The organism is Pantoea sp. K16 (genome assembly GCF_048452805.1).
GTDB classification, from domain to species: domain Bacteria; phylum Pseudomonadota; class Gammaproteobacteria; order Enterobacterales; family Enterobacteriaceae; genus Pantoea; species Pantoea agglomerans.
Map to the genome: position 1 here is coordinate 84,667 of NZ_JBLWNV010000011.1, position 21,477 is coordinate 106,143.

The 21,477-nt window shown below is 55.5% G+C and carries 18 protein-coding genes; all 18 read left to right on the plus strand.

All coding sequences use genetic code 11. The features are described from left to right. Nucleotides 1–447 precede the first annotated feature (447 nt). The 18 genes from otsB (at nt 448) to flhE (ending at nt 21,372) form a co-directional block, all read left to right on the plus strand. Nucleotides 448–1,236: a trehalose-phosphatase gene (gene otsB / locus ACK13D_RS15395; protein ID WP_033757959.1), complete on the plus strand. Its 789-nt coding sequence runs from the start codon at nt 448–450 to the stop codon at nt 1,234–1,236. Continuing rightward, the gene (gene otsA, locus ACK13D_RS15400) at nt 1,233–2,669 is read left to right on the plus strand and encodes an alpha,alpha-trehalose-phosphate synthase (protein WP_060680405.1); all 1,437 of its coding nucleotides are present in this window, start codon (nt 1,233–1,235) and stop codon (nt 2,667–2,669) included. Before otsB ends, otsA begins: the two co-directional genes overlap by 4 nt. Before the next feature lie 1,019 nt (nt 2,670–3,688). Beyond that, complete coding sequence (flhD, locus tag ACK13D_RS15405; RefSeq protein WP_060680403.1) at nt 3,689–4,048, plus strand: flagellar transcriptional regulator FlhD; 360 nt, start codon at nt 3,689–3,691, stop codon at nt 4,046–4,048. Continuing rightward, nucleotides 4,045–4,623: a flagellar transcriptional regulator FlhC gene (flhC, locus tag ACK13D_RS15410; RefSeq protein WP_010258532.1), complete on the plus strand. Its 579-nt coding sequence runs from the start codon at nt 4,045–4,047 to the stop codon at nt 4,621–4,623. Before flhD ends, flhC begins: the two co-directional genes overlap by 4 nt. A 133-nt stretch (nt 4,624–4,756) precedes the next feature. Then, nucleotides 4,757–5,644, plus strand: coding sequence for a flagellar motor stator protein MotA (gene motA / locus ACK13D_RS15415; RefSeq protein WP_003849139.1), 888 nt, complete (start codon nt 4,757–4,759; stop codon nt 5,642–5,644). Further along, nucleotides 5,641–6,582 carry a flagellar motor protein MotB gene (gene motB, locus ACK13D_RS15420; protein ID WP_010258536.1) on the plus strand — a complete coding sequence of 314 codons (942 nt, stop codon included), beginning with the start codon at nt 5,641–5,643 and terminating at the stop codon, nt 6,580–6,582. Before motA ends, motB begins: the two co-directional genes overlap by 4 nt. Nucleotides 6,583–6,593: 11 nt before the next feature. After that, nucleotides 6,594–8,576, plus strand: coding sequence for a chemotaxis protein CheA (cheA, locus tag ACK13D_RS15425; RefSeq protein WP_418796835.1), 1,983 nt, complete (start codon nt 6,594–6,596; stop codon nt 8,574–8,576). A gap of 23 nt (nt 8,577–8,599) precedes the next feature. Then, the gene (cheW, locus tag ACK13D_RS15430; protein WP_010258541.1) at nt 8,600–9,097 is read left to right on the plus strand and encodes a chemotaxis protein CheW; all 498 of its coding nucleotides are present in this window, start codon (nt 8,600–8,602) and stop codon (nt 9,095–9,097) included. 161 nt (nt 9,098–9,258) lie between these two features. Then, entirely contained in the window at nt 9,259–10,932 is a 1,674-nt protein-coding gene (locus ACK13D_RS15435; protein ID WP_010258543.1) for a methyl-accepting chemotaxis protein, read from the plus strand. 194 nt (nt 10,933–11,126) lie between these two features. Continuing rightward, a complete protein-coding gene (locus ACK13D_RS15440; protein ID WP_022625501.1) occupies nt 11,127–12,689 on the plus strand; it encodes a methyl-accepting chemotaxis protein in 1,563 nt (520 codons plus the stop codon). A 106-nt stretch (nt 12,690–12,795) separates the two neighbouring features. Then, nucleotides 12,796–14,472 (plus strand): methyl-accepting chemotaxis protein, encoded by a 1,677-nt coding sequence (locus ACK13D_RS15445; RefSeq protein ID WP_010258548.1) that lies wholly within the window; start codon nt 12,796–12,798, stop codon nt 14,470–14,472. An 80-nt stretch (nt 14,473–14,552) separates the two neighbouring features. Continuing rightward, the gene (gene cheR, locus ACK13D_RS15450; protein ID WP_010258551.1) at nt 14,553–15,425 is read left to right on the plus strand and encodes a protein-glutamate O-methyltransferase CheR; all 873 of its coding nucleotides are present in this window, start codon (nt 14,553–14,555) and stop codon (nt 15,423–15,425) included. After that, nucleotides 15,425–16,474: a protein-glutamate methylesterase/protein-glutamine glutaminase gene (locus tag ACK13D_RS15455; RefSeq protein ID WP_010258555.1), complete on the plus strand. Its 1,050-nt coding sequence runs from the start codon at nt 15,425–15,427 to the stop codon at nt 16,472–16,474. Before cheR ends, ACK13D_RS15455 begins: the two co-directional genes overlap by 1 nt. A gap of 39 nt (nt 16,475–16,513) precedes the next feature. Next, complete coding sequence (cheY, locus tag ACK13D_RS15460) at nt 16,514–16,903, plus strand: chemotaxis response regulator CheY (protein ID WP_010258559.1); 390 nt, start codon at nt 16,514–16,516, stop codon at nt 16,901–16,903. 9 nt (nt 16,904–16,912) lie between these two features. Next, complete coding sequence (gene cheZ, locus ACK13D_RS15465) at nt 16,913–17,554, plus strand: protein phosphatase CheZ (protein ID WP_003849160.1); 642 nt, start codon at nt 16,913–16,915, stop codon at nt 17,552–17,554. A gap of 188 nt (nt 17,555–17,742) precedes the next feature. Then, nucleotides 17,743–18,894 carry a flagellar biosynthesis protein FlhB gene (gene flhB / locus ACK13D_RS15470; RefSeq protein WP_010258565.1) on the plus strand — a complete coding sequence of 384 codons (1,152 nt, stop codon included), beginning with the start codon at nt 17,743–17,745 and terminating at the stop codon, nt 18,892–18,894. Beyond that, nucleotides 18,887–20,980 carry a flagellar biosynthesis protein FlhA gene (gene flhA / locus ACK13D_RS15475; RefSeq protein ID WP_010258569.1) on the plus strand — a complete coding sequence of 698 codons (2,094 nt, stop codon included), beginning with the start codon at nt 18,887–18,889 and terminating at the stop codon, nt 20,978–20,980. The genes flhB and flhA overlap by 8 nt, the downstream gene beginning before the upstream one ends. Next, complete coding sequence (gene flhE / locus ACK13D_RS15480; RefSeq protein ID WP_050679619.1) at nt 20,980–21,372, plus strand: flagellar protein FlhE; 393 nt, start codon at nt 20,980–20,982, stop codon at nt 21,370–21,372. Before flhA ends, flhE begins: the two co-directional genes overlap by 1 nt. Nucleotides 21,373–21,477 lie beyond the last annotated feature (105 nt).

Sequence of the window (21,477 nt, forward strand, 5' to 3'; positions counted from 1 at the left end):
GGAACCCGAGTAATAAAAGTGTCACGAGAATGCGCTTTCAATATTAGGAATACCTTAAGAAGCTTAAGGTTTGAGGAGTGCCGACTCTGCCGGGTGCGATACGTGTGCGACTCCAGTCAGCAGCGGATCGTGTCTGGCCTGATCATCGGAAGCGCAGCAGAATTGGATGGTGCTTTTATGCTGACTTAACCGCAGCGGCTGGCATGAAACCTGCATCTTTCTGGCATAACCCCTGTTAATGACTACACTTACTGTGAAGATGTTCTCAGTTAGCCAGTATTGTCAGCAATGCGCTTGCAAGTTTGAGGAGAGTGACCTATCCCGTTACCGCGTTTTACCCCTCACTCACCGCTTTATCAGAATTTCCCGCTTGCTGACCTGACTGCGTCAGGACATTCTTGTTTTAACTCAATGTTTTATTAAAATTCGATTTTCAGGAGAAGTAACGTGACCCAAGCGGCAGACACCCATGCCAGGTACCCGACATTAAGCGGCGGGCAGTACGCCTTCTTTTTTGATGTCGACGGCACGCTGGCAGCGATTCAGTCCCGTCCCGAAGCGGTATTTATTCCTGAGCAGGTCATCGCGCAACTGCAGCAGCTCTCTGCACTCTCGCAGGGCGCGCTGGCGCTGGTCTCCGGCAGACCCATAGAACAACTTGATGCGCTGGCCGCTCCCTGGCACGGCCCGGCTGCGGGCGTACATGGTGCAGAGCGCCGTGATGCAGAGGGTAATCTGCAACGCATCAGCCTGCCGGTCGAGGTGGAGCAATCGCTCAGGGCGGAATTGCAGGATGCCATGGCATCCTGGCCTGGCACCCAGTTGGAGGTAAAAGGCATGGCTTTCGCACTTCACTACCGCCAGGCGATGCAGCATGAGCAGGATGTGATGCGACTGGCTGAACAGTCAGTGAAACGTTTTCCCGGACTGGCGCTTCAGCCGGGGAAATGTGTGGTAGAGATTAAACCGGCAGGTATCGATAAAGGCGCCGCAATTAGCGACTTTATGCAGCAGCCCCCTTTTGCCGGACGTACGCCGGTCTTTATTGGCGACGATCTGACGGATGAAAAGGGCTTTCTGGCCGTGAACGCACGGCAGGGCGTCTCGATCAAAGTCGGAGAAGGTTCCACCCAGGCCCATTATCGGCTTCATGATGTCGATGCGGTTTACGGCTGGCTGGAAAGAACATTATTACTATCAGATCAAGACAACGTCGGTAAGGAGTTTAGGTTATGAGTCGTTTAGTGGTTGTATCTAACCGTGTCGCCATGCCCGATGGGTCAAAAACCAGCGCTGGCGGTTTGGCCGTCGGTATTCTCGATGCACTGAAAAGCACCGGTGGACTGTGGTTTGGCTGGAACGGTGAAATCAGCGAGTACACAGGCGAAGAGGTGGAAGAAGTCACGGTTCAGGAACATGAGGGTATTGAGTATGCCTCGTTCCCGCTGAGCCAGAACGATTACGATCTCTACTATTGCCAGTTCTCAAACACTGTCATCTGGCCCGCATTCCATTATCGCCTTGACCTGGTTCAGTTCCAGCGGGAAGCCTGGGAAGGGTATTGCGACGTTAACGATGCGGTGGCACAGCGTTTAAAACCGCTGATCAAGCCGGATGATATTGTCTGGATCCACGATTATCACTTTTTACCGTTTGCAGCCGCGCTGCGTCGGGCGGGCATTAATAACCGCATCGGCTTCTTCCTGCATATTCCGTTCCCGACGCCTGAAATATTTAATGCGCTGCCGCCGCACAAAGAGCTTCTGGAAATGCTGTGCGAATATGACCTGCTGGGTTTCCAGACCGAATCGGATCGGGTGGCCTTCCTCGACAGCGTCAGCCAGCTTACACAGTTGCAGAATAAGGGCGACAAAAAACATCGCGCCTTTGGCAACACCTTTATGACTGAGGTTTATCCTATCGGGATTGAGCCAGACAGTATTAAAGAGATGGCCGAAGGGCCGCTGCCACCGAAAATGGCCGCCATGAAGAAAGAGCTGGGCGATGCACGCAATATTATCGCCTGCGAACGTCTCGACTATTCCAAAGGTCTGCCTGAGCGTTTTCTTGCCTATGAAGCGCTGCTGGAGAACTTCCCGCAGCATCGCGGCAAAATTCGCTACTCGCAGATTGCACCGACCTCGCGCGGCGATGTGCAGGCGTATCAGGATATCCGTCATCAGCTGGAGACCGAAGCAGGGCGCATCAACGGTAAATACGGTACGCTGGGCTGGACCCCGCTCTACTACCTTAACCAGCATTTTGACCGTCGACTGCTGATGAAAATCTTCCGTCTGACCGATGTCGGTCTGGTTACGCCGCTGCGTGACGGTATGAACCTGGTGGCGAAAGAGTACGTGGCTGCGCAGGACCCTGATGATCCCGGTGTACTGGTGCTGTCGCGCTTTGCGGGTGCGGCTAACGAGCTCACCTCCGCGCTGATTGTGAATCCGTATGACCGTGATGAAGTGGCCGCCGCGCTGGATAGGGCGATTACTATGCCGCGTACCGAAAGGATTTCACGCTACAACGATATGATGGCGGTATTGCGTAAAAATGATATTACCGCCTGGCGTGAAGGCTTCCTGAAAGACCTGGAACGCATTGAACCGCGCAGCGTTGACCACAACACGGTTAATAAAGTCGCGACCTTCCCAAAACTCGCCTGATATCTGTTCTGACTCAGGGTTATGAAAGCAGCGGCGCCTCTACGGCGTCGCTGCTTTTTTTTGGTCCAGGTCACAGAAAACTCGCCTGCTATCTGTTAATGACCGTTTGCTTCGATTCTACGCTGGTAACGTCAGTGGCTGCCCGGAGTGGCCCGATAAATGCAGGTAAGCCCGGAAATCCCCGTCCTGTCAGCCCCTGCCGCTTTCTTTACCTTCTTTACTCAAGTTTCTCTTCAGGCTGCCGATAGTGATAGTGCCAACGCATAACCCTTCGTTAATTCATTCGACTTTCTTATATAACCCCTTGTTACAGTGGGAATCAGAGTCTGTACACCCCGCCACCACTGTTAACGTCAGGTTGCCAGAAATCTGACCTGCTGCCGTATAAACCTTAACGATTTCATTACTCACCCTCTGCGATACTCCCCTTAAGTAACTAATTTAAAAGCAAATACCTGAAGGTCGCAGCAGCATAATATGCTGATAACCTTTCTTTGGGTGGTTCTAAATAGGGTGTTAAAACGATTAACACCCGATATTCATTCCGGACTGCGCAAAGCGTCGAATAGCGATGCTTTTACCCCCTATTAAACCTTTCTCAGGACCAATTGGACTTAAAATCGGGCTTTTTTGCTCAAAAAATGACCAGTCGGTAAGTAATGGTAAAGGGTTGCTGAAGAAATTTGCGTTAAAAGTGTGATCTGCGTCACACTTTATCTAAAATTTCACATCACTGTCGTTGTATGTCGAAATCAGACGATATAGATTTGCGTTGTTTTCGGAATAGTCCTAAAAAATGTAAGAAGACGTCACGGAAGATGTCCAGAACTCGAAAATAAAATGGCATGGATTTTCGACCTTCGGTGGGTCTGAAACCCACACAAAAATGGAAGGCGAAAACGGTGACATTAACGTTACGTGAAGTTTTTTTTGCCATCTTTTGATTTAACAAACAGCAGCTCGAACCGCAGATTTATTCTGCGATACAGTTACGTCGCATCTCTCAGGATGGAAAAATAATGGGCACCTCTGAAGTACTGAAACATATTTACGATCTCAACTTGTCTTATTTACTGCTTGCGCAGCGTTTAATTAACCAGGATAAAGCTTCTGCAATGTTTCGCCTCGGAATTGACGAGAAAATGGCGAATGCATTATCTGAATTAACATTGCCTGAGATGGTAAAAATGGCGGAAACCAATCAACTGGTTTGCCAGTTTCGTTTTACCGATAGCAGCACCATTAATCGCCTGACGCAGGAATCACGCGTGGATGATTTACAACAAATCCACACCGGCATTTTATTATCGAGCCGTTTACTGCGTAATGCGTCTAAAGATAAAGATGATGCACCTGCTAAAAAGAGAGCAATGTCATGAGTGAGAAAAGTATTGTTCAGGAAGCACGTGATATTCATCTCGCGATGGAGCTCATTACATTAGGTGCCCGCTTACAGATGCTTGAGAGCGAAACCCAACTGAGCCGCGGTCGTCTCATCAAGCTCTATAAAGAATTACGTGGCAGTCCGCCACCGAAAGGTATGCTGCCGTTCTCTACGGACTGGTTTATGACGTGGGAGCAGAACATTCATGCTTCTATGTTCTGTAACGCCTGGAAGTTTTTGCTGAAAACCGGGTTGTGCAGCGGCGTCGATGCCGTGATTAAAGCTTACCGCCTGTATCTTGAACAGTGTCCTCAATCGGACGAGGGCCCGCTGTTGGCGCTGACTCGTGCCTGGACCCTGGTCCGATTCGTTGATAGCGGTATGCTGGAACTGGCAGATTGTAAAAGCTGCAACGGCAGCTTTATTAATCATGCGCATCAGCCGGTTGGCAGCTTTACCTGCAGCCTGTGCCAGCCACCATCACGGGCAGTAAAAAGACGTAAACTTTCTGCAGAACCTGCCGATATGTTTCCACAACTGCTGGATGAACAGGTTAAACACGCCGTTTAAGTTTGTTCGCACTGTGGAAGCCATCCAGCAGCGGTTAATACCGCTGCTTTTTTTTTGCTTGCGGTTCAGGAATAACATCTGCGGCTCTCTGGCTTAACTTCCACCAACACGTTACGGACGTAAGGATTTTTTTGTGCTGATAATTATAGGTTACCTGATTGTTTTAGGCTCCGTGTTGGGCGGATATGCGCTGGTAGGTGGCCATCTGGGCGCGCTTTATCAGCCAGCCGAATTATTAATGATCGGCGGTGCCGGTGCCGGTGCTTTTTTAGTCGGCAACAACGGTAAGTCGATTAAAAAAACGCTGAAGGCGCTGCCTAAGTTATTTCGCGGCTCCAAGTACAACAAAGCGGTTTACATGGATTTGATGGCGCTGCTTTATCGCCTGATGGCGAAGTCGCGTCAGCAGGGCATGTTATCGCTGGAACGCGATATTGAAGATCCCAGCCAGAGTGAAATTTTTGCTAATTATCCCCGCATTCTTGCCGATAAACAGTTAGTGGATTTTATTACTGACTATTTACGCCTGATGGTGAGCGGCAACATGAACGCTTTTGAAATCGAAGCGTTGATGGATGAAGAGATTGAGACCTACGAACACGAGTGCGACGTACCAGCGCAAAGTATTGCTGCAGTGGGTGATGGTCTTCCGGCATTCGGTATCGTCGCCGCGGTAATGGGCGTGGTCCATGCACTGGCTTCGGCCGATCGTCCAGCCGCTGAACTCGGTGCGCTGGTCGCGCATGCGATGGTGGGCACCTTCCTGGGCATCCTGCTGGCCTACGGGTTTGTCTCTCCACTCTCGTCAGTGCTGCGTCAGAAGTGTGCGGAAACCACCAAGATGATGCAGTGCATTAAGGTGACATTGCTGTCGAGCCTGAATGGTTACGCGCCGCAGATTGCGGTGGAATTTGGTCGTAAGACGCTCTATTCCGCCGAGCGTCCGTCGTTCAGCGAACTGGAAGAGCACGTACGTAACGCCAAGAACCCGGCTAAACAGACTTCAGACGAGGCTTCATGAAACACGGCAATCGCCCAATTGTGCTGATCAAAAAGCGCAAACATAAAGGCCATGAAGGCAGCCACGGATCGTGGAAGATTGCCTACGCCGACTTTATGACGGCGATGATGGCCTTTTTTATGGTGATGTGGCTGCTCTCAATCGCCAACCCGCAGGAGCTGGTGCAGATAGCAGACTACTTCAAAACACCGCTGAAGGTAGCGATTACCGGCGGGGCGCGCAGCAGCGACAGCGAGAGCCCGATCCCCGGCGGCGGTGATGATCCGACCAAAAAGATTGGCGAAGTGAACAAAGTCGTCGATATGGACGCCCAGAAACGCAAGCTGGATGAGATTCGTCTTAACCGTTTGCGTGAAAAGCTCGACCAGCTGATTGAAGCGGATCCGCGTCTGAAAGCGCTGCGCCCGCATCTGATCATCAACATGGTGGAAGAGGGGCTGCGTATTCAGATTATCGACAGCCAGAATCGCCCGATGTTTAAGACCGGTCGGGCCGAGGTTGAGCCCTATATGCGCGACATTCTGCGTGCGATAGCGCCAGTCCTTAACGACATTCCGAACCGCATCAGCCTGGCCGGACATACCGATGATTTTCAGTATGCCAGCGGTGACAAAGGCTACAGCAACTGGGAACTGTCGACAGACCGTGCTAACGCCTCACGCCGTGAACTGGTGATGGGCGGCTTAGACAGCGGAAAAATTTTACGGGTGTTGGGTATGGCCGACACCATGCGCCTGAAAAATCGTGGCGGTAATGACGCCGTTAACCGCCGCATCAGCCTGCTGGTGTTGAACCACGACACCGAAGCGGCAATAGAAAAAGAGAACGCAGAAAGTGATGCCGTCCAGATCAGCGATCCGGCGGCCATTGAACAGATTACCGCACCTGCAACACCAGGCGGCGCGGTGAATACAGCAGCCCCCTCACAGCCGAGGTGATTCCCGTGAGTATGGACATCAGCGATTTTTACCAGACGTTTTTTGATGAAGCCGATGAGCTATTAGCGGATATGGAACAACACCTGTTGGGCTTAGACCCGCAGGAGCCAGATTCGGAACAGCTTAACGCCATCTTCCGTGCCGCTCACTCCATTAAGGGTGGGGCCGGAACCTTTGGTTTTACGGTATTACAGGAAACGACTCATATCCTGGAAAACATTCTGGATGGTGCTCGTCGCGGCGAGATGCAGCTCAGCACCGACATCATCAACCTGTTTTTGGAAACCAAAGATATTATGCAGGAACAGCTCGATGCTTATAAAACCGCGCAGGAGCCTAACGCGGAGAGCTTCAAATATATCTGTGAAGCGCTGCGCCAGCTGGCGCTAGAGGCCAAAGGTCTGCCGGTTGATGTTCCGGCCAGTGTTGCCACTGCCAGCGCAGAACCGGCCAGCACCAGCGGCCTGCGTGTACAGCTGATCGATCTCAAAGAGAAAGAGGTCGATCTGATGCTGGAAGAGATGAGTAATCTCGGCACCCTGACCAACGTACAGAAAGGCAGCACCACGCTGGATGTCTGCATTGATGGCGTCGGTAAAGATGACATCGTGGCGGTGCTCTGCTTCGTCATCGACGAAGCACAGATCCGCTTCCCGGCAGCAGACGAAGCCGTTGCCGCGCCAGTTGCTGTTGCTGCCGAGGCCGAACCGGTGGTGGAAGACGTTCACACTGCCACCGTCACCGAACTGCCGGTGGCCGCAGTGAAGCGTGAAAGTAAGCGCGTCGCGGCCCCTGCCAAATCGAGCGAATCCACCAGCATCCGTGTTGCGGTGGAGAAGGTCGATCAGCTGATCAACCTGGTGGGCGAACTGGTGATTACCCAGTCAATGCTCGCTCAGCGTTCCGGCGAACTCGATCCGGTCGCGCACGGTGACCTGCTGAACAGCATGGGTCAGCTGGAGCGTAACGCCCGCGATCTGCAGGAATCGGTGATGTCGATTCGTATGATGCCAATGGAATATGTCTTCAGCCGCTTCCCGCGTCTGGTGCGTGACCTGGCCAGCAAACTCGGCAAAGAGGTCGAACTGACGCTGCTGGGCAGCTCAACCGAACTCGATAAGAGCCTGATTGAGCGCATCATCGATCCATTAACGCACCTGGTGCGTAACAGCCTTGACCACGGTATCGAAACGCCAGAGAAACGTCTGGTGGCCAGTAAAGTGGCAACCGGTAACCTGACGCTTTCAGCGGAACATCAGGGCGGCAACATCTGCATTGAAGTGTCTGATGATGGTGCCGGTCTGAACCGTGAACGTATTCTGGCTAAAGCCCTCTCATCGGGCCTGCCGGTTCACGAGAACATGAGCGACGAAGAGGTCGGCATGCTGATCTTCGCACCGGGCTTCTCCACCGCAGAGCAGGTGACGGATGTTTCAGGACGCGGCGTCGGTATGGACGTGGTGAAACGAAATATTCAGGAGATGGGCGGTCACGTCGAGATCGCCTCGAAGCAGGGCAAAGGCACCACCATTCGTATCCTGCTGCCGCTGACCCTGGCCATCCTTGATGGGATGTCCGTTCGTGTGGCCGATGAAGTCTTTATTCTGCCGCTGAATGCGGTGATGGAGTCGCTGCAACCGCGCGCCGAAGAGCTGAAACCGCTGGCCGGTGGCGAGTGCGTGCTGGAAGTGCGTGGCGAATATCTGCCACTGGTCGAGCTGTGGAACGTCTTTGATGTGCAGGATGCCAAAACCGAGGCCACTCAGGGCATCGTGGTGATCCTGCAAAGCGCGGGCAAACGTTACGCGCTACTGGTCGATCAGCTGATTGGCCAGCATCAGGTGGTGGTGAAGAACCTGGAAAGTAACTATCGCAAAGTGCCGGGCATCTCCGCCGCCACCATTCTTGGCGATGGTAGCGTGGCGCTGATTGTTGATGTTTCAGCACTGCAATCACTTAACCGTGAAAAACGTGTGGCTGGCGCTGCCGCCTGATTGATAACGAAAGGGTAAATAACATGAATGGAATGGCAACCGTGACAAAAATCGCTGGCGAAACTGTGGGTCAGGAGTTTCTGGTCTTCACGCTGGGCGACGAAGAGTACGGCATCGATATCCTCAAAGTTCAGGAAATTCGCGGTTACGATCAGGTAACGCGTATCGCAAATACCCCTGAATTTATCCGCGGCGTCACTAACCTGCGCGGCGTTATCGTGCCGATTATCGATCTGCGCGTGAAGTTTGCGCAACCCGATGTTGAGTACAATGAAAACACCGTGGTTATCGTGCTGAATCTGGAAAATCGCGTGGTCGGTATCGTGGTTGACGGCGTCTCTGATGTGCTGTCGCTGACCCAGGATCAGATCCGTCCTTCACCAGAGTTCGCTGTGACCATGTCCACCGAGTACCTGACCGGTCTGGGTGCGCTGGGCGATCGCATGCTGATTCTGGTCGACATTGAGAAGCTGCTGAGCAGCGACGAGATGGCGCTGGTGGATAACCTGCGTAGCGCGTAATTGAATCATCACGGGCCGGTTATGGCTGGCCCGTGATAGTTTCACAGAGCGATAATTCCTTTCTATTCATAGAATAAAGCCGCATTGCACTCTAATTTCCCGCTGTCACCTGCCGATAATCCCTCAGTCACTTTAATTACCTACTTTCTTCAGGGTTACTCATGTTAACGAAAATCCGTGTTGTCACCAGCCTGTTACTGGTGTTGCTGGTGTTTGGGCTGTTACAGGCCTTCTCCGGTTCTGTTTTCTACTCCGCATTAAGCCACGACAAGCAAAGCTTCGCCGTGTCGCAGCTGGCGATGCAAAATACGCAGTCGCTCAACGACGCCTATATGAGTCTTAACCAGAGCCGGGTGCTGCTGACCCGTATTCAGCTGCGTTTCGCCACCAGTAAGCTGGAAGGCAAAACGGCCGATGTCGCCACGCTGTTTGACGACAGCAAAAACTTTCAGCAGGCGGCCGCCGGTTTTTTCAAAGTCTTTAAAGAGACACCCGATACGCCGGGACAGAATAGTGAGTTAAACAACCAGCTGGAGCAGCGCTACAGCGACTATGGCGCTGCGCTGGATCAGTTGCAGACGGCGCTACAGGCAAACGATCTGATTGCGGCCGGTAAAGCCCCGGTGGCGCCAAGCCAGAGTGCGTTTCTGACGGTTTACCGTGAATGGCGAGCCGATCAGAATCGCCTGACTACGCTTGGTGTTGAAGAGAACAGTTCTGCTTACAGCCGTATGATGTGGATCCTCTCCACCATCATGGCCGTCGTGGTCGCCGTGATCGTGCTCTGCTGGTTTGGATTGCGCAAAATCGTGATGACACCCCTCAACAGCAGCATTAATCACATCCAGCATATCGCCCAGGGCGATTTAACCCAGCCGATTGTGGTGGAAGGGCGCAATGAGATGACTCAGCTCGCGGCCAGTCTGCATGACATGCAGCAGTCACTGGTGCGCACGGTGACCAATGTGCGTGACGGCTCGGATGCGATTTTCACCGGTGCCAGCGAGATCTCTGCCGGAAACAATGATCTTTCTGCCCGCACAGAACAGCAGGCGGCGTCACTGGAGCAGACGGCGGCCAGCATGGAGCAGCTCACTGCCACGGTGAAACAAAACGCCGAAAACGCCCGCCAGGCATCACAGCTGGCACTCAGCGCCTCAGAAACCGCAGAAAAAGGCGGCAACGTGGTGGCGGGTGTCGTGAAAACCATGAGCGAAATCGCTGGCAGTTCGAAGAAGATTGCCGATATCACCAGCGTGATTGATGGCATTGCTTTCCAGACCAATATTCTGGCGCTTAACGCCGCCGTTGAAGCGGCGCGTGCCGGAGAGCAGGGTCGCGGTTTTGCCGTGGTCGCGGGCGAGGTGCGTAATCTGGCCCAGCGCAGCGCCCAGGCGGCAAAAGAGATCAAAGGGTTGATCGATGACTCAGTGAACCGGGTCAATGTCGGTTCGCAACTGGTCGGCACCGCCGGGGAAACCATGAGCGATATCGTCAGTGCGGTTACGCGCGTCACCGACATCATGGGTGAAATCGCCTCGGCGTCGGACGAGCAGAGTCGCGGTATCGATCAGGTCGGGCAGGCGGTCACTGAGATGGATCGCGTTACCCAGCAGAACGCCTCGCTGGTGGAAGAGTCCGCAGCCGCAGCCGCTTCGCTGGAAGATCAGGCCAGCCGGTTAAGTCAGTCAGTGTCGGTCTTCAAAATTAAACGCGGCGCGTTGCAGCAGACGCTGACAAAGCATCTGCCGATTGCCGCACCCGCCACGGCGGCGCTGGCACCACGCAAAGCCCTGACGGCGCCGGTCAGTGATACTCACTGGGAAACCTTCTGATGTCACGCTGCGCATCCTGCGGGATGCGCAGCAACCCCTCGCGATTCCTCTGCGTAAAGCCAAACTCAGCAGCTCATGCTGATAAAAATAATTACAAAAGCCACTTCTCTCCTGAAAGCGCTGAATAGCGTTAATTAATCCTGTTACATCGCCGATATAGCCGCTGCACCTAAATTAACCTGCAGGGGAACAAGATGTTAAAAAAAATAAAAGTGGTGACCAGTTTAATCGCAGTCCTGGTCATCTTTGGCGCGCTCCAGTTAGTCGCTGGCAGCCTTTTCTGGTCAGCCCTCAATAAAGACAAAGAGTCCTTTGCGCTGTCGCAGGTCTCTAATCGCAATGTCACCGAGATGACTGACGCCTATATTTCACTGAACAACAGCCGTACCACGCTGAACCGCGGCATGCTGCGCTTACAGACCAGCATGGCCTCGCAGATGAACGGCGGTCAGCTTGATGAGCTGATCAACAAAGCCAATACCCAGTTAGCGGAAGCCGATCGCCACTTTAAAATCTATTACCATCTGCCAACTACGTCAGGTCTTGACGAAACCATGGGCGACACGCTTGAAGCGGATTACGCTAACTACGAAAACGGCCTGAAGGCGATGGTAAAAAGTCTGCAGGCGCGTGACCTGGAAGGGATGTTTAAACAGAACATTGAGCAGAAACAGGTCGCGATGCAGGAGAGCTACAACAAATGGCGTGCGCGTCAGACTGAGCTTTCCGATCAGGGAATGGCGCAGAACCAGAAAGCCTTTAAACAGATGATGTGGCTGCTGGCCGCGATTGGTGTTGCGGTGCTTGCGGTGATTATTACCTGCTGGTTTGGCCTGCGTCAGGTGCTGATTCAGCCGCTGCAACAGCTGCTGGCACAGATACGCGCTATTGCCTCCGGCGATTTGACCCAGCCGATTGTGGTTGAGGGGCGTAATGAGATGAGCCAGCTGGCAGCAGGCATTCATGAGATGCAGCAGTCGCTGGTGATGACGGTGGGGAATGTGCGTGACGGCTCTGATGCCATCTTTACCGGTGCCAGCGAAATCGCCGCCGGTAACAACGACCTGTCGGCCCGCACCGAAGAGCAGGCCGCTTCGCTGGAGCAGACCGCTGCCAGCATGGAGCAGCTCACTGCCACGGTGAAGCAGAATGCTGACAACGCCCGTCAGGCATCCCAGCTGGCGCTGACCGCCTCCGAAACCGCGCAGCAGGGCGGTAAAGTGGTGAATGGCGTGGTCACAACCATGAAAGAGATCGCCGGCAGCTCGAAGAAAATCGCGGACATTATCAGCGTGATCGACGGCATCGCCTTCCAGACTAATATCCTGGCGCTGAATGCGGCGGTTGAAGCGGCACGTGCCGGTGAACAGGGTCGCGGTTTTGCGGTGGTGGCCGGTGAAGTGCGCAGTCTGGCCCAGCGCAGCGCTCAGGCCGCCAAAGAGATTAAAGGCCTGATTGAAGACTCGGTGTCACGTGTCAACAGCGGTTCACTGCAGGTTGAAAGCGCCGGCAGCACCATGAATGAGATTGTGGGTGCCGTGACCCGCGTTACCGACATCATGGGTGAGATCGCCTCGGCTTCCGATGAGCAGAGCCGCGGTATCGAGCAGGTCGGTCTGGCCGTTACCGAAATGGATCGCGTGACCCAGCAGAACGCCTCGCTGGTTGAGGAATCTGCCGCCGCTGCGGCCGCACTGGAGCAGCAGGCCAGCGTCCTGACCCAGGCCGTCTCCGTTTTCAAAATTTCCCGCGCCTGATTTTTTCCTCTTTCAACATGGCGGCGGCGTAAAGCCGTCGCCATGCATAAAGTTCCCCCCGTCTCCGCCGATAAATACACACGAATCGCCAACCAATGAGGTGTTTATGTTTAGTCGAGTACGAGTCGTCTCCGGCCTGCTGTGTGTGCTGGCGCTGTTTGCGCTGCTGCAGCTGTTTTCCGGCGGAATGTTTTTCAAAACTGTCAGTTCAGATAAAGAGAATTTTGCCTACAACCAACGCCTGAATACTCTGCAACAGGCGATGGGCACCTCATGGGTTTCGCTGGTTCAGGCGCGCAACACCCTTAACCGCGCCGGTATCCGTTTTCTGCAGGATGCACAGATGTCGGGCTCGGGTGCCAGCGTGAAGGAGCTGGTCGCCCTGGCGGGCGAGGAGCTGAAGCAGGCTGAAGTCAGCTATCAGATATTCAACGATAACCTGTCAGAAGAAGGCAAAACGGCCGAAAACGTCCGGGCGTTACAGGCGAACTACAAGGCCTATCACGATGCGCTGGCGGAGCTGATGGTCTTCTTCACCGCCGGCAATTTCAAAGGTTTTGTAGATCAGCCGACCCAGAGCTACCAGGACAAGTTCCAGAAAGATTACAGCGAGTGGCTTGAGCACAATAAAGCGCTGTCTCAGCAGGGTGTGGAAGCCAACCAGCACGCGTATACCCGCTCCATCACTATCGTTATCGCCACGCTGGCAGTGACCTTGCTGATGATTATCCTGGTGTGGAACGTGATGCGCTCGGTGCTGATCCGTCCGCTGCGTCAGAGCATTGAGCATATCCAGCACATCGCACGGGGCGATCTGACCCAGCCGGTTGAGATTAGCGTGCGTAACGAAATCGGGGAGTTACTCACTTCGCTGCAGCACATGCAGCAGGAGCTGGTCCGTACCGTGCGTACCGTTCGAGACGGCTCTGATGCCATCTATACCGGTGCGAGCGAAATCTCCATCGGCAATAACGATCTCTCTTCGCGTACCGAACAGCAGGCCGCTTCGCTGGAGCAGACCGCTGCCAGCATGGAGCAGCTCACCGCGACCGTGAAGCAGAATGCCGAAAACGCCCGTCAGGCGTCCAAGCTGGCGCTGACTGCCTCTGAAACCGCGCAGCAGGGCGGCAAAGTGGTGGATGGCGTGGTCACCACCATGAAAGAAATTGCGGGCAGTTCCAAAAAGATTGCCGATATCACCAGTGTGATTGATGGCATCGCCTTCCAGACCAACATCCTGGCGCTGAATGCGGCCGTTGAAGCGGCGCGTGCCGGTGAACAGGGTCGCGGTTTTGCGGTCGTTGCCGGTGAAGTGCGCAGCCTGGCGCAGCGCAGCGCCCAGGCCGCCAAAGAGATTAAAGGTCTGATTGAAGATTCGGTTAGCCGCGTTAATACCGGCTCGGTGCTGGTAGAGAGCGCCGGTGACACCATGAGCAACATCGTCAGCGCGGTCACCCGCGTCACCGACATCATGGGTGAGATCGCCTCAGCGTCAGACGAGCAGAGCCGTGGCATTGACCAGGTGGGCCTTGCCGTGACCGAGATGGATCGCGTCACCCAGCAGAACGCCTCACTGGTCGAAGAGTCAGCGGCAGCGGCTGCAGCGCTCGAAGATCAGGCAAGTCACTTAAAACAAGCGGTATCAGTGTTCAATATTGGTAAAGAATTTGTCGCTCAGGCCGTTAACAAGACAACGGCGATGAAAACTCTCCAGTCAGATGCACCGTTAGCCGTTGGTCGTTCGCCTGCTACCCGCAGCGACGACAACTGGGAAACCTTTTAAACGCCCGTGGCCCGGCCGCCATTGAGCCGCCGGGCATCGCAGCAGACAAATAATGTATTGAGTTCGGGCCAGGTGCAGAGATGAAAAAATCGACAATTTTAGATCAAAATGAGACGACAACGCTGCTGTCGCAAATGGTGCAGCGTTTACCGCTCTCCGATACGCATTTTCGTCGTATCAGCCAGCTGATCTATCAGCGTGCCGGTATCGTACTGGCCGATCACAAGCGTGAGATGGTTTACAACCGTCTGGTTCGTCGCCTGCGTACGCTGAATATCGATGATTTCGGTCGCTACCTGGCGCTGCTGGAGTCCGATCCGAACAGTGCCGAGTGGCAGGCGTTTATCAATGCCCTGACCACTAACCTGACCGCGTTCTTCCGCGAAGCGCATCACTTCCCGATTCTGGCGGAGCATGCACGTAAGCGACAGGGCAACTTCAGCGTCTGGAGTACCGCAGCGTCAACCGGCGAAGAGCCTTACTCCATCGCCATGACGCTGGCTGAAGCGCTGGGCACCGGACCGGGCAAGTTCCAGGTTCATGCCAGCGATATCGACACCCAGGTGCTGGAAAAAGCGGTGGCGGGTGTTTATCGCCAGGAGGAGCTGCGTACGCTGTCACCCGCGCAAATGCAGCGCTACTTCCTGCGCGGCACCGGTCCTCATGCCGGTATGGTGCGGGCGCGTCCCGAGCTGACCAATATGGTCACTTACGCGCAGCTTAACCTGCTGGCCAATGACTGGGCGCTGCCGGGTCAGTTCGACGCTATTTTCTGTCGCAACGTGATGATCTATTTCGATAAAGAGACGCAGGAGAAGATTCTGCGTCGGTTTGTCCCGCTCCTGAAGCCGGGCGGCATTCTGTTCGCCGGTCATTCAGAAAACTTCAGTCAGATCAGTAAAGAGTTCTGGCTGCGCGGGCAAACCGTCTATGGACTGACGAAGGAAAGATGATGAGCAAAATCACCGTGATGTGCGTAGATGACTCTGCGCTGATGCGGCAGTTGATGACTGAAATCATCAACAGCCATCCGGATATGGAGATGGTCGCTACGGCGCCCGATCCGCTGGTCGCCCGCGATTTGATTAAGCAGTTCAATCCGCAGGTGCTGACGCTGGATGTGGAAATGCCGCGCATGGATGGCCTCGATTTCCTGGAAAAACTGATGCGGTTACGGCCAATGCCGGTGGTGATGGTTTCATCGCTGACCGGGAAAGGCTCTGAAATTACCCTGCGCGCGCTGGAGCTGGGAGCGGTGGATTTCGTCACCAAGCCACAGCTCGGTATCCGCGAAGGGATGCTGTCTTACAGTCAGATGATTGGCGACAAAATTCGTGCAGCCTCCCGTGCCCGACTGCACAACCGTGCAGCGATGCCGGTGCCGGCGACGCTGAAAGCGGGCCCGCTGCTGAGTAGTGAGAAGCTGATTGCGATTGGCTCCTCAACCGGGGGTACCGAGGCGATTCGCCATGTGCTGCAGCCGTTACCGGCGACCAGCCCGGCACTGCTGATTACCCAGCATATGCCGCCAGGCTTTACCCGCTCTTTTGCCGAGCGTCTGAACAAGTTGTGTCAGATCACGGTGAAAGAAGCTGAAGATGGTGAGCGTATTCTGCCAGGCCATGCCTACATCGCGCCAGGCGCAATGCACATGGAGCTGGCCCGAAGTGGCGCCAACTATGTGGTCAAACTGAATGAAGGACCACCGGTTAACCGGCACAAACCCTCTGTGGATGTGCTGTTTAAATCGGTGGCAACTTACGCCGGACGAAATGCGGTGGGGGTCATCCTCACCGGCATGGGCAACGACGGTGCCGCCGGGATGCTGGAAATGCATCGGGCAGGCGCCTGGACTATCGCCCAGAACGAAGCCAGCTGTGTGGTATTTGGCATGCCGCGTGAGGCCATTGCCACAGGCGGCGTGAGCGAAGTCGTGGATTTAAGCAACATCAGCCAGCACATGCTGGCGAAAATTAGCGCCGGACAGGCATTGCGTATTTAACAGGCCCGTCCCGCCGGGCGAGACAACTCAGGAGTAGATATGGCTGATAAAAACATGCGCTTTTTGGTAGTAGACGACTTCAATACGATGCGTCGTATTGTGCGTAACCTGCTGAAAGAGCTGGGCTTCAATAACGTAGAAGAAGCGGAAGATGGTGTGGATGCCCTCGGCAAACTGAAAGCGGGTGGTTTCGACTTCGTGATTTCCGACTGGAACATGCCAAACATGGATGGCCTGCAGCTGCTGCAGACCATTCGTGCCGACGCGGCAATGAGTTCGCTGCCGGTGTTGATGGTGACCGCGGAAGCGAAGAAAGAGAACATTATCGCCGCCGCCCAGGCCGGTGCCAGCGGATATGTCGTGAAGCCATTCACTGCGGCAACCCTGGAAGAAAAGCTGGGTAAAATTTTCGAAAAACTGGGCATGTAAGGGGATGTGATGAGCGACTTTCCGAAACCAACTGAGGATGCCGCGGCACACGACATCATTTCACGTATTGGCTCTCTGACGCGCATGCTGCGCGACAGCCTGCGCGAGCTGGGGCTGGATAAAGCCATAGCCGATGCGGCTGAAGCCATTCCTGATGCCCGCGACCGTCTGGATTATGTTGTGCAGATGACGGCGCAGGCCGCCGATCGTGCGTTGAACTGTGTTGAAGCAGCACAACCCCATCAGGATAAGATGGAAGCCGGGGCAACCCAGCTGAAAGGGCGTTGGGATGAGTGGTTTGAGAACCCGATTGAACTGGGTGATGCGCGGGAGTTGGTGACGGATACGCGCGCATTCCTCACCGCCGTGCCAGAGCATACCGCCTTTACCAACAAGCAGCTGCTTGAAATCATGATGGCGCAGGATTTCCAGGACCTGACCGGTCAGGTGATCAAGCGCATGATGGATGTGATCCAGGAAATTGAGCGCCAGCTGTTAATGGTGCTGCTGGAGAATATGCCAGAAGTCAGCGCTGAGAAGCGTCAGGAAGGCACCAGCCTGCTGAACGGTCCGCAGATTCACGCCGATGCACCGGGCGTGGTGGCGAACCAGGATCAGGTTGATGACCTGCTGGACAGCTTAGGGTTCTAGGTTTCGTCCGCCTGCGGGCGGGCGAAACAGCTGCAGGTTATAATAAACAGGGTCACCTTCGGGTGGCCCCGTTCCGCATTGTCAGACCCATCCCCGAAAGAACGCCTGTTTTCTCCATCTTATCTCCGCTTTAACTTAAGCCAGATTTGGCATCCTATGCTCAGAATTCCTGCCAACCGAGGTTTGTCGTGGCTGAAGATAGCGACGAAGACAAAACAGAATCGCCCACGGCCCACCGACTTGAGAAAGCGCGTGAAGAGGGCCAGATTCCGCGTTCGCGCGAACTCACATCCGTACTGATGCTGCTGGCCGGCATCATGATCCTGTGGATGGGCGGCAACATGATGGCGCACCGGCTGGCGGCGATGGTCGCCACCGGACTCCGTTTTGATCACGGCATGGTCAGAGATGACAAAATTATCGTCAGCCACATCGGCAGCCTGATCACGCAGGCACTGATGGCGCTGCTGCCATTGATGGGCGGTCTGGTGCTGGTGGCAATCGCCGCGCCCATGCTGCTGGGCGGTATCGTTTTCAGCGGTAAATCGATCAAGTTCGACCTGAAGAAGATGAGCCCGATGGCTGGGTTCAAGCGAATGTTTGCGGCGCAGGCCTGGACCGAACTGTTTAAAGGCATCCTCAAGACTATTCTGGTTGGCTCGGTGGGCTGGTGGTACATCTGGAGCCACTGGCCCGAGATGCTGCGGCTGATCAGCGAAGCGCCCGTCACCGCGCTGATTCACGGCATGGAGATGATCGCAGTCTGCTGTTCACTGGTGATGCTGGGGCTGATCCCGATGGTCGGGTATGACGTCTTCTGGCAGCTGCACAGCCACTTTAAAAAGCTGAAGATGTCGATGCAGGAGATCCGCGACGAGCATAAGCAGCAGGAAGGTGACCCGCACGTTAAAGGGCGCATCCGCCAGCAGATGCGCGCCGCAGCGCGACGCCGAATGATGGCGGATGTGCCGAAAGCCGATGTCATCGTCACCAACCCGACGCACTACTCGGTGGCACTGCAGTACAACGAGAAGAAGATGAGTGCGCCGAAAGTGGTGGCGAAAGGCGCAGGTGAGATCGCCCTGAGAATTCGTGAACTGGCTGCCGAACACCGCATCCCGGTTCTGGAAGCACCGCCGCTGGCGCGTGCGTTATACCGACATACTGAAATTGGTCAGCACATTCCCGGCGCGCTCTATGCCGCCGTGGCCGAGGTGCTGGCGTGGGTCTGGCAGTCGCGTCGCTGGAAGCGCGAAGGCGGCCTGATCCCAACCAAACCAAAAAACCTGCCGGTTCCGGCAGAGATGGACTTTGCAGGAGAGAGCAAAAACGATGGCTAATAACCTGGCCGCAAAACTACGTTTACCGGGCAACTTTAAAGATATGCAGTGGCAGGTGCTGGCCGGGCCGGTACTGATCCTGATGATCCTGTCGATGATGGTTCTGCCATTACCGCCGTTCATCCTCGATCTGCTGTTCACCTTTAACATTGCGCTGTCGATCATGATCCTGCTGGTGGCGATGTTCACCCAGCGGACCCTGGAGTTTGCGGCGTTCCCGACCATTCTGCTGTTCTCTACCTTGCTGCGTCTGGCGCTGAACGTGGCTTCAACCCGTATCATCCTGATGGAAGGGCATACGGGTGCCGCCGCGGCAGGACAGGTGGTTGAAGCGTTCGGTCACTTCCTGGTGGGCGGTAACTTCGCCATCGGTATCGTGGTGTTTATCATCCTCGTCATCATCAACTTTATGGTTATCACCAAAGGTGCTGGCCGTATCGCCGAAGTGGGCGCGCGCTTTGTGCTGGACGGGATGCCCGGTAAGCAGATGGCGATCGATGCCGACCTCAACGCCGGTCTGATCGGTGAAGATGACGCCAAACGCCGCCGTGCCGAAGTGACCCAGGAAGCGGACTTCTACGGTTCGATGGACGGTGCCAGTAAGTTCGTTCGTGGTGATGCCGTCGCCGGTATTATGATCATGGTGATCAACGTCATCGGCGGCCTGCTGGTGGGCGTGGTGCAGCACGGTATGGATGTGGGTCATGCCGCAGAGACCTATACGCTGCTGACCATCGGTGATGGTCTGGTCGCGCAGATCCCGGCGCTGGTTATCTCTACCGCAGCCGGTGTTATCGTGACGCGCGTTGCCACCGATCAGGATGTCGGCGAACAGATGGTCACCCAGCTGTTCAAAGATCCGCGCGTGCTGATGCTGAGCGCCGGCGTGATTGGTCTGCTCGGTCTGGTGCCGGGCATGCCGAACTTCGTCTTCCTGCTGTTCACCGCCGCCTTACTGGGTCTGGCCTGGTGGCTGCGCGGCCGCGAAATGCAGCCGAAGAAGAAAGTGGAAGTCACGGGCGGCATCGCCAAAACGGCGGATACGCCAGCCGCCACCGAAGCGTCGTGGACCGATGTGCAGCTGGAAGATACGCTGGGCATGGAAGTGGGCTATCGCCTGATTCCGATGGTCGATCATCAGCAAAACGGTGAGCTGCTGGGACGTATCCGCAGTATCCGTAAGAAAGTCGCTCAGGATGTCGGTTTCCTGCCGCCTGTAGTGCATATCCGCGACAACATGGAGCTGCCACCGGCACGCTATCGCATCCTGATGAAAGGGGTGGAGATTGGCAGCGGTGATGCCTATCCTGGCCGCTGGATGGCGATTAACCCGGGCACGGCTGCCGGAAGTCTGCCAGGCGAAGCGACCGTTGATCCCGCCTTTGGACTGGCGGCGGTCTGGATTGATAGCGCGCTGAAAGAGCAGGCACAGATTCAGGGCTTTACCGTGGTTGAAGCCAGTACCGTGGTGGCAACCCACCTTAACCATCTGATTGGCCAGTTCGCCAGCGAGCTGTTTGGCCGTCAGGAAGCGCAGCAGTTGCTGGATCGTGTGACTCAGGAGATGCCGAAGCTGACCGAAGATCTGGTGCCGGGAGTGATCTCGCTGACCACCCTGCACAAGGTGCTGCAGAACCTGCTGGTGGAGCGGGTGTCGATTCGCGATATGCGCACCATTATCGAAACGCTGGCGGAACATGCGCCGGTGCAGAGCGATCCGCAGGAGCTGACCAGCGTGGTGCGTGTGGCGCTGGGCCGTGCGATTACTCAGCAGTGGTTCCCGGGTAATGACGAAGTGCAGGTTATCGGGCTCGATTCCACGCTGGAGCGTCTGCTGTTACAGGCGTTGCAGGGCGGTGGCGGACTGGAGCCGGGTCTGGCCGATCGGCTGTTAAGTCAGGCACAGGCGGCATTGCAGCGTCAGGAGATGCTGGGCGCGCCGCCGGTACTGCTGGTCAATCATCCGCTGCGTGCGCTGCTGGCGCGTTTCCTGCGCCGCAATCTGCCACAGCTGGTGGTGCTCTCTAATCTGGAGCTGAGCGACAACCGTCAGATCCGTATGACTGCCACCATCGGAGGCAAATAATGCGCTGGCTGGTGATGGCATTCGTGATGCTGCCACTGATGGCGCAGGCGGCCGGTGGTGCCTGGAGCGCCACGGCCAATGGGCCGCTGCTGGCGAACCGCGGCAGCTGGCAACGGGCGCAGCCGCTGACGCCGCCCGCCGACATTGGCGGGGAGGTCAGCGTCATTAACTGGCGTTACCAGCTGAGCAGACCGGCCCCGTCCGGCCTGCAGGTGCGCTTGTGCGGCGAACAGCGCTGCACTTCCCTGGAGGGGGCCAGCGGCACCACGCGCGGGCTGGCACATCTGAGCGCCGGTGAGACCCTGCACATGGTGTTTGGTTTTGCCGGAAGCGGGGCGCTACCACCCGGATTAAGGGTGGTGAGCAGTGAAGTGATGGTCAATTACGAGTAAGGGTATCGTTGCTGAATTGACTGAAGGCGAGCCAGAGATCGCTTCCTGGCTCCCTTGTTACGTGATGATCCTGGCTGTAAACCGATGCTAACCCTGACCCAGCGG

Coding starts and splice junctions, on each gene's coding strand:
- otsA (WP_060680405.1), top strand. CDS start 1,233: ATGAGTCGTTTAGTGGTTGTATCTAACCGTGTCGCCATGCCCGATGGG.
- flhD (WP_060680403.1), top strand. CDS start 3,689: ATGGGCACCTCTGAAGTACTGAAACATATTTACGATCTCAACTTGTCT.
- flhC (WP_010258532.1), top strand. CDS start 4,045: ATGAGTGAGAAAAGTATTGTTCAGGAAGCACGTGATATTCATCTCGCG.
- motB (WP_010258536.1), top strand. CDS start 5,641: ATGAAACACGGCAATCGCCCAATTGTGCTGATCAAAAAGCGCAAACAT.
- cheA (WP_418796835.1), top strand. CDS start 6,594: ATGGACATCAGCGATTTTTACCAGACGTTTTTTGATGAAGCCGATGAG.
- cheW (WP_010258541.1), top strand. CDS start 8,600: ATGAATGGAATGGCAACCGTGACAAAAATCGCTGGCGAAACTGTGGGT.
- ACK13D_RS15435 (WP_010258543.1), top strand. CDS start 9,259: ATGTTAACGAAAATCCGTGTTGTCACCAGCCTGTTACTGGTGTTGCTG.
- ACK13D_RS15440 (WP_022625501.1), top strand. CDS start 11,127: ATGTTAAAAAAAATAAAAGTGGTGACCAGTTTAATCGCAGTCCTGGTC.
- ACK13D_RS15445 (WP_010258548.1), top strand. CDS start 12,796: ATGTTTAGTCGAGTACGAGTCGTCTCCGGCCTGCTGTGTGTGCTGGCG.
- cheR (WP_010258551.1), top strand. CDS start 14,553: ATGAAAAAATCGACAATTTTAGATCAAAATGAGACGACAACGCTGCTG.
- ACK13D_RS15455 (WP_010258555.1), top strand. CDS start 15,425: ATGAGCAAAATCACCGTGATGTGCGTAGATGACTCTGCGCTGATGCGG.
- cheY (WP_010258559.1), top strand. CDS start 16,514: ATGGCTGATAAAAACATGCGCTTTTTGGTAGTAGACGACTTCAATACG.
- cheZ (WP_003849160.1), top strand. CDS start 16,913: ATGAGCGACTTTCCGAAACCAACTGAGGATGCCGCGGCACACGACATC.
- flhA (WP_010258569.1), top strand. CDS start 18,887: ATGGCTAATAACCTGGCCGCAAAACTACGTTTACCGGGCAACTTTAAA.
- flhE (WP_050679619.1), top strand. CDS start 20,980: ATGCGCTGGCTGGTGATGGCATTCGTGATGCTGCCACTGATGGCGCAG.